The organism is Nitratidesulfovibrio liaohensis, assembly GCF_011682075.1.
GTDB classification, from domain to species: Bacteria; Desulfobacterota; Desulfovibrionia; order Desulfovibrionales; family Desulfovibrionaceae; genus Cupidesulfovibrio; species Cupidesulfovibrio liaohensis.
On the sequence record NZ_VSMK01000433.1, the window covers coordinates 1 to 2,226 of the forward strand.

At 72.1% G+C, this 2,226-nt stretch carries 2 protein-coding genes; one reads left to right on the plus strand and one right to left on the minus strand.

From position 1 onward, the window contains the following. Nucleotides 1-136: 136 nt before the first annotated feature. Complete coding sequence (locus tag FVW27_RS13595; protein WP_167126004.1) at nt 137-1,420, plus strand: TRAP transporter large permease; 1,284 nt, start codon at nt 137-139, stop codon at nt 1,418-1,420. Nucleotides 1,421-1,469: 49 nt separating this feature from the next. Here FVW27_RS13595 and FVW27_RS13600 read toward each other — a convergent pair. Continuing rightward, a partial coding sequence (locus tag FVW27_RS13600) for a LysR family substrate-binding domain-containing protein (protein ID WP_167126009.1) occupies nt 1,470-2,226 on the minus strand: 757 nt, incomplete at its 5' end.

Genomic DNA, 2,226 nt, shown 5'->3' on the forward strand with positions numbered 1-2,226 from the left:
GGCGCGCCACTGCCGTGCGGCACGGCGGGCCGCGACGCGGACGACGCCGGGAATGAGGCGGGTCGGGACACCGAATCCGCCGCCGTGTCCTCTTCCTTCACCGCGCCGGGTGGCATCACGCCGGAGGGCCGCTGACATGGTGGCCCTGATCCTGTTCGGCGGCATGGTGCTGCTGTTCGCGCTCAACGCCCCGGTGGCCGTGGCCCTTGGGGGGGCGGCCTTTGCCGCCGTGCTGGCCAAGGGCCTGACCATGCCCGTCGGGCTGGAGCCCATGCTGGCCGTGCAGCGGCTGTACGCCGGGGCCGATTCCTTTCCCCTGCTGGCCGTGCCGCTGTTCATGCTGGCGGGCGAACTGATGTCCGCCGGGGGCATTTCGCGGCGCATCGTGGCCCTGGCCGATGCCCTTGTGGGCCACCTGCCGGGTGGGCTGGCGGCGGTTTCGGTGGTGTCGGCCATGTTCTTCGCCGGGGTGTCCGGTTCCGCCGCCGCCGATACGGCGGCGGTGGGGTCCATCCTCATTCCGGCCATGATCCGGCGCGGCTACCCGGCCCCGCTGGCGGGTGCCGTGCAGGCCGCCGGGGGATGCATCGGGGTGATCATTCCGCCCAGCATCCCCATGATCGTGTTCGGCGCGCTGACCGGGGCCTCCATCGGGCGGCTGTTCGCGGGCGGGGTGCTGCCGGGGTTGCTTATGGGTGCCTCGCTGGTGGCGCTGTGCGTGGTGGAGGCGCGGCGCACGGGCCGGGTGCCGGAACGGCGCTTCGACGCGCGTGCCCTGTGGCCCGCCATCCGCTCCGGGGCGTGGGCGCTGGGCGCGCCCGCCATCATCCTGGGGACCATCATCGGCGGAGTGGCCACCGCCACCGAATCGGCGGCCATGGCCGTGGCCTATGCCCTGCCCGTGGGGCTGTATGCCCACCGCGAACTGCGCTGGCGCGACCTGCCGCATCTGGCCCTGTGCGCCGGGGTGACCTCTGCCGTGGTCATGCTGATCATCGCCGCCGCATCGCTGTTCGGATGGGTGATGGCGCTGGAACGGCTGCCGCAGGCCATTGCGGGGGGGCTGCTGTCCCTGACCGGGGACCGGGTGGCGCTGTTGCTGCTGGTGAACCTGTTGCTGCTGGCGGTGGGGGCCTTTCTGGAAACCACCGCCGCCATCCTGCTGTTCGTGCCGGTGCTGGTGCCGCTGCTGCCCGCGCTGGGCATCGACCTGGTGCACCTGGGGGTCATCGTGGTGGTGAACCTGGCCATCGGCATGCTGACCCCGCCGCTGGGGGTGTGCCTGGTGGTGTCGTGCTCCATCGCGCGTATCCCGCTTTCCGCCATCAGCCGGGCCATAGTGCCCATGCTGGTGGTGTTGCTCGTGGACCTGCTGCTGGTGACCTTCTGCCCGCCGCTGGTGCTCTGGCTGGGCGGGTAGGCGGTACCGTCACCCCAGGGGGAGAGGCCGCGCGTGGTGCCCGCATCTTCTAGTCTGCTGCGTCCTCTCCCACCGCGTCTTCACCTTCCGCACGGTCGGTATCCCCATTGAGGGGCGGAAGGGGTGCGTTTCCGGACGCGTCCCCGTCATCCTCCCCGCTGAAGCCGCCCACAACTTCCAGAAAGCCGCGCAGCAGGGCGTCGTCACGCCCGGCGCGCCACACCAGGTCCAATCGGATTTCCGGCAAGCCCGGCGCGCCTCCCGGAACATGGCTGCCAGCCGCCACGTCGCGGTACACCACGCCCTTGCGCGGTTCGCTGCGGGCGGATGCGGGCACGATGGCCGCACCCACCCCCGCCGCCACCAACGCGCGCTGGGTGTTCAGCCCCACCGCCTCCTGCGGCACCTCGGGCGAGAAGCCCGCCCCGCGACACGCCGCGATGATGGCGTCGTACGCCGCCGGAAACACCCGGCGCGGGTAGAGGATCAGCGGAACTCCAGCCAGCGCGGCAAGGGGCAGCACCCGCAACCCGGCCAGCGGGTGCTGCTCGGGCAGGGCCACCACCTGCGGTTCGTGCAGGAATGGCGCGTGGTCGAAGCCCTCCGGCAGGCCGTCCAGATTGCGCAGCAGGCCCACGTCCAACTCGCCGGATTCGATGCGCCGCAGTTGCAGCAGGGTGCCCATTTCGCGCAGTTCCAGCCGCACGCCGGGGCAGCGCGACCGGTAGGCGGCAACCGCCTGCGGAAAGCGCGTGGCCGCCGCGCTGACCACAAAACCCAGCCGCAGTCGCCCCCGCTCGCCCCGC

Coding starts and splice junctions, on each gene's coding strand:
- FVW27_RS13595 (WP_167126004.1), top strand. CDS start 137: ATGGTGGCCCTGATCCTGTTCGGCGGCATGGTGCTGCTGTTCGCGCTC.